Source organism: Methylobacterium sp. B1 (genome assembly GCF_000333255.1).
GTDB classification, from domain to species: Bacteria; Pseudomonadota; Alphaproteobacteria; order Rhizobiales; family Beijerinckiaceae; genus Methylobacterium; species Methylobacterium fujisawaense.
The window spans coordinates 1-4,784 of record NZ_BACT01000588.1; the positions used below are offsets into that span (position 1 = coordinate 1).

The following is a 4,784-nucleotide window of genomic DNA, read 5'->3' on the forward strand; positions in this document are numbered from 1 at the left end:
CCGCTCGGGCACGCCCTTGGAATAGTCGAGCCGGTCGACGCCGATCAGCAGCTTGCGGGTGCGCAGGCCCGCGATGGTCTCGCGCACGACCTTGTTGGCGTTGGCCTTCTCGGCCGCCTCCTTGAAGCCCGCGACGTCGATGCCGATCGGGAAGGCGCGGATCCGCGTGCGGCGGCCATCCACCATCAGCGAGCCGCCGCCCAGCGGGATCGCCCGCTGGGTATCGACGAGGTTGCGCTGCAGGTTCTGCACGTCCGCCTCGGTCTGCAGGCCGATCAGGTCGTAATCGACGATGGCACGCAGCAGCTCGCCGCTCGCCGGCAGCGAGTTGAACACGTCGGCGGCGGGCCAGGGGATATGGTGGAAGTAGCCGATCGGGTTGTCGAGCCCGAGGCCGCGCAACTCGGCGGCGAGCGGCAGCAGGTGGTAATCGTGCACCCAGATGATGTCGTCGGGCTCCACCAGCTTGGCGAGCGCCCGCGCGAAGGTCCGGTTCACACGGCTGTAGCCGGCATAATCCGAGCGCGAGAAGGCGCCGAGCCCCAGCCGGTAATGCATGATCGGCCACAGGGCGCGGTTCGCGAAGCCGGCGTAATATTCGAGGTGGTCCTGCGGCGAGAGGTCGACGACCGCGTACTGGACCCGGCCCCGGTCGATCAGCGTCGGCTCCTCGGAGGGCTCCTCGGAGATGGTGCCGCTCCAGCCGAACCAAAGCCCCTCATAGGCCGTGAAGGCCTCCTTGACCGCGACGGCGAGGCCGCCCGCCGCCACCGCCTTGCCGCCCTCTTCCGGGATGGCGACGCGGTTCGATACGATCACAAGGCGTGCCACGCGGGTCGGCTCCGGATCAGGGGCGCGGCCGGCCGCGCCTGCATCGAGACTTCACTAACATGTCAGAACGCGCGGGGGGCCTGCGCGATCCTTTGTTGCTTGTCAGGCAACCCAAGCGTGAAGCCGGGCGCGGGTCAAGTCGAGGCCCTACCGTTCCGGGACAGGGGGGCCGCTCCGTCCCGATCGGGCGCGTTGTGCAAGCGTGGCGGTTCTGGCAGATCGTGCCTGAACGTGGAGTGAGCGGTGCCGCCCGTCCCGTCGGAGCCCGTGCGCAGATCGGAACTGTGCACCGGGACCGGAACCCGTGACAGCCGAGTCGGTTACTCAGCCATCGCGGGGCTCGCGGTCGCCGCGAGCGGCTCCGTACCCGCGCCGCGAGGAGTATTTTCGAGATGGCCGGCAACGAGTTACCGCAGGGCGCCCCCGTGGACCCGGTTGCGGATCCGCACGGCGCGGCGCCGCACACCGCCGCGGAGGAGCGTGCCCAGTGGCGCGCCCTGCAGGGCGATGTAGAGGGGCTGGCCGACGTGGCGGCCGAACGCGGCCGCGGGCTGCTCGACGCGGCCCGGCTGCAGGCCCAGACCTATGTCGAGCAGCGCAAGAGCGATGCGGCCCAGTCGGTCCACGATCTGGCCCAGACGATCCGCAATTCCGGCCGCGACCTCGGCGACAAGCCGAACGTACGCGCCTTCTTCGACAGCGCCGCCGACGGGCTGGAGCAGCTCGGCTCCTCCATCGAGCGCCGCAGCCTCGGCGACTTCTACAGCGAGGCCGAGGCCTTCGCCCGGCGCGCGCCGGTGGCGGTGGCGGTGGGCACCTTCGTGGCCGGCCTGATCGCCGCCCGCTTCATCAAGTCGTCGAGCCTGCCGCCGGAGGCGCCGGACGGCGATGCCCGCGACAGCTTCCGGGCCTGACGCCATGACCCACGGCTCCGACCGGCGCCAGACCGGCGCCTCCAGCATCCAGAGCCTCATCGGCGACGCCCTGCGGGAGACCAACGAACTCGCCCGCAAGGAGATCGCGCTGTTCCGGGCCGAGATGGCCGGCAACATCCGCCAGCTCATCGTCGGCCTCGCCTGCATGGTCGGCTCGGCTGTGTTCGCCGTGGTCGCCCTACTGGTCCTGATCGGCGCCTTCGTAAAATGGCTCGCCACCATCGTCGGGTCCGAGTGGCTCTCGGCCCTGATCGTCGGCGGCGTGCTGCTGGCCCTCGCCCTCGGGATGGCCCTGTGGGCGCGCAGCGTCCTGTCCCTCTCGACCCTGGCCCCGAAGCGCACCACGCGCCAGGTCCGCCAGGATGCCCAGGCCCTGTCGGAGCGCGTGTCCGGATGAGTACGATGAACGACCTCGAGAAGGAGATCGAGGAGAGCCGCGCCCGGCTCGACGACACGATCGACCGCATCCAGGGGCGGCTCTCGGTGCCGAACCTCGTGGACGAGATGCTGGGCAATGCCCGGCGGGTGCCGGCCCTGAACAGCACCTACGACTCGGCCCTGGAGGCGGTGCGCCGCAACCCGGTGCCGGTGCTGCTGATCGCGGCCGGCGTCGGCCTGCTGTTCAACCGGATGGCGCGCGACGCCCAGCGCCGGCGCACCGAGGTCTCGGCGGAGCGCGTGCCCACCCTGAACACCGGCGCGGCCCGCGGCTACGACCCCGACCTTCCGACCGCGCGCCCGGCCCGCGATCCGCTGGACACGACCGAGATCTGACGACCGGGCGGGGCCCGGACCGAGAAACCTCCCGCGCCCGGCCGGACGGCCGGGCAGACCGGCGCCGAAGGCGGGCTGCCGGGACCGACATTCGAGGACACCGCCATGACCGACAAGCCGGGTACCCCCGCCACCCCCTCCAGCATTCCCGAGCCGCGCCCCGGCGAGGCGCCGCCGCACGGCGCTCGGGACGGGAGCCTGCGGCCCGATCCGGCCGGTCTCGGCGACCCGCGCGGGATCCCCGGCGCGGCGGCGGGAGACTTCACGCTCCGGCCCGACCCCCGCGGGCTGCACGACCCGCTGCCGCACGGCGCCGCGCCCCTCTCGGCCGGCGGCCATTCGAGCGGCGGCGCCACCGGCGCCTCGCGGGTGGACGCCGCCTCCGCCACCGTGAAGGAGGGCGTCCAGGCGGCCGGTGACCGTGCCGCGGACCTCGCCGGACAGGCACGGCAGACGGTGTCGGACTTCGCGGACGATGTCGGCAACCGTCTCGGCGGCGCCGCCGATCAGGCCCGCGACCGCGCGGCGTCCGCCTACGACGAGGTCCGGGAGCGGGCCGGCACGCTGCGCCGGCGCAACATGCGGGCGCTGGACGACCTGACCACCCAGGGTATCGACGGGCTCAACCGCGGCCGCACCGCCGTCGAGCGCTTCGTGGACGACAATCCCCTCCTCGTCGGCGTGGTCGGCGTGGCCGCCGGCCTTCTGCTCGGCGCGCTGCTGCCGCGCACCCGCCAGGAGGATCGGAGCATCGGTCCCTGGGCCGACGAGGTCCGCGACCAGGGCCTGCGCTACGCCCGCGAGGTGACCAGCATCGGCCGCGACTTCGTCCAGACCGCCCTCGATCCGGACAACCTGAACGCGGCCGCCCGCAAGGTGGTGGATCCGGACAGCCACACGCCGCCGGAGGGCGAGCGGAAGGAGCACAATCTCTGATCCGCGTTCCGGATCGGCACCGTCGCGTTACGCCCGCACCGTCATCCCGCCGCGCGCGACGACGGTGCGGCCGAATTCTCGATCCGCCGGTCCCTGCCGGCGGATCGGATCGTCAGTCCCGGTAGAGCTCCGCATGCGCGTCCCGCAGAAGGTTCTTCTGCACCTTGCCCATGGTGTTGCGCGGCAGCTCGCTCACGAACAGGACGCGCTTGGGGCACTTGAACCGGGCGAGCCGGCCCTCCAGGGCGGCCTGTACGCCGGCCTCGTCCGGGCATCCCGGCCCCCCCACCACCACGGCGGTGACGGCCTCGCCGAAATCGGGATGGCTCAAGCCGATCACCGCGGATTCGACCACGCCCGGCAGCGCGTCGATCTCGGTCTCGACCTCCTTGGGGTAGACGTTGAAGCCGCCTGAGATGATCAGGTCCTTGCCGCGCCCGACGATGTGGACGTAGCCCCGGTCATCGACCTTGCCGAGGTCGCCGGTGATGAAGAACCCGTCGGCCCGGAACTCGGCCGCGGTTTTCTCGGGCATGCGCCAGTAGCCCAGGAACACGTTCGGGCCCTTCACCTCGATCATGCCCACCGCGTCCGGACCGAGGGCCGCGCCGGTTTCCGGATCGACCACCCGCAGGGACACGCCCGGCAGGGGGAAGCCCACCGTGCCGGCGACCCGGTCGCCCGCATAGGGGTTCGAGGTGCTCATGTTGGTCTCGGTCATGCCGTAGCGCTCGAGGATGGCGTGGCCGGTACGGGCCTGCCACGCGCGATGCGTCTCGGCGAGCAGCGGCGCCGAGCCCGACACGAACAGGCGCATGCCTCCGGCCGCCTCCGGCGTGAGGCCCGGCTCCTTGAGGAGGCGGGTGTAGAAGGTCGGCACGCCCATCAGCACGCTGGCCCGGGGCATCAGGCTCAGGATCAGCTTCGGGTCGAGGCGGGGCAGGAACAGCATGGAGCCGCCGCTCGCCAGCACCGTGTTGGTCGCCACGAACAGGCCGTGCGTGTGGAACACCGGCAGGGCGTGGATCAGCACGTCGTCGGCGGTGAAGCGCCAGAAATCGACGAGGGTCCGGGCGTTCGAGGCGAGGTTGTCGTGGGTCAGCATGGCGCCCTTGGAGCGCCCGGTCGTGCCGGAGGTGTAGAGGATCGCCGCGAGATCCTCCGGGCCCCGGGGCACGTCGGCGAAGGCGCTCCCCGCATCCCCGGCCCGGTCCGCGGCCTCGGCGGCGCTGCCGCCGCCCGCCCCGTCGAGGGTCCAGATCCGGCGCACGCCCGCGGCGGCCTCCGCCAGCGCGTCGCGCCGGCCCG

6 protein-coding genes are annotated in these 4,784 nt (G+C 72.4%); 4 read left to right on the forward strand and 2 right to left on the reverse strand.

Translation table 11 applies throughout. The features are described 5' to 3' along the window. The coding region (locus tag I53_RS17255) for a trehalose-6-phosphate synthase (protein WP_043352828.1) at positions 1-831 on the reverse strand (831 nt) is incomplete at its 3' end. 392 nt (positions 832-1,223) lie between these two features. Here I53_RS17255 and I53_RS17260 point away from each other — a divergent pair. From I53_RS17260 to I53_RS17275, 4 genes are all read left to right on the forward strand, one after another. Beyond that, positions 1,224-1,745 (forward strand): hypothetical protein, encoded by a 522-nt coding sequence (locus I53_RS17260; protein ID WP_043352818.1) that lies wholly within the window; start codon positions 1,224-1,226, stop codon positions 1,743-1,745. Between the two features lie 4 nt (positions 1,746-1,749). Continuing rightward, complete coding sequence (locus I53_RS17265; protein ID WP_043352820.1) at positions 1,750-2,163, forward strand: phage holin family protein; 414 nt, start codon at positions 1,750-1,752, stop codon at positions 2,161-2,163. Positions 2,164-2,168: 5 nt separating this feature from the next. Then, positions 2,169-2,540, forward strand: a complete 372-nt coding sequence (locus I53_RS17270; RefSeq protein WP_170861816.1) for a DUF3618 domain-containing protein — start codon at positions 2,169-2,171, stop codon at positions 2,538-2,540. A 105-nt stretch (positions 2,541-2,645) separates the two neighbouring features. Next, entirely contained in the window at positions 2,646-3,476 is an 831-nt protein-coding gene (locus I53_RS17275; protein ID WP_043352824.1) for a hypothetical protein, read from the forward strand. Between the two features lie 112 nt (positions 3,477-3,588). Here the strand turns inward: I53_RS17275 and I53_RS17280 are convergent. After that, positions 3,589-4,784 (reverse strand): AMP-binding protein (locus tag I53_RS17280; protein WP_043352826.1); only part of this gene is annotated, 1,196 nt, incomplete at its 5' end.